Genomic DNA, 557 nt, shown 5'->3' with positions numbered 1-557 from the left:
TAAGAGGGTGATAAATTTAATCACCCTTTAATTTAATGTATGCTGGTTCTTTGTTGAAGGTTTTTGCATAAATAATATTGTTGTCCCTTAATTCCTATCACATTAAGGATAACTATTCCTTTAATTGACGATGACGGAATAAATGTTGTAAAACCTGAATCATCAAGTCCTTGCTTAAAATAAGTAGATACATCATCTCTTTTAGTTTTGAAGGTACTGTATCTTACAATGTTATCTCGTGCATCCGTAATAGATATTTGTACTTTATCAAAAGGCAGTCCTTCATTGGTGTTTAAAACTGCCCAGCCATTTATTACCAAATTTTCATTATCTTCTACAGATGTAGTTGATGAAATTCTTTTAGCATTAATCGTTTCTATTCCTCCAGCACAATCTATAGACTTATAATTTTCTGGGAGAGAGTTGAATTTTTCTGAGTGCTGTTCACCACATCCTAAAAATAAAAATGAGGATGCAGCAAAAAATAACTTTATACATAAACTATTTTTTTTTAATTTTAAATGTGTCATGGGATTATGTGCTCGATAGTTATTGGT

General features: G+C 30.5%; 1 protein-coding gene. It reads right to left on the bottom strand.

Annotation, left to right across the window (positions count from 1 at the left end; genetic code table 11):
* Nucleotides 1-32: 32 nt before the first annotated feature.
* Nucleotides 33-557: hypothetical protein (locus IM265_RS21870; protein WP_226839601.1), on the bottom strand; the 525-nt coding region annotated here is incomplete at its 5' end.

It is taken from the genome of Enterobacter cloacae complex sp. P17RS (assembly GCF_014895885.1).
GTDB lineage: Bacteria > Pseudomonadota > Gammaproteobacteria > Enterobacterales > Enterobacteriaceae > Enterobacter > Enterobacter bugandensis.
The sequence above is the reverse complement of the archived record's forward strand: the minus strand, read 5'-3'. Positions and strand labels throughout refer to the sequence as shown.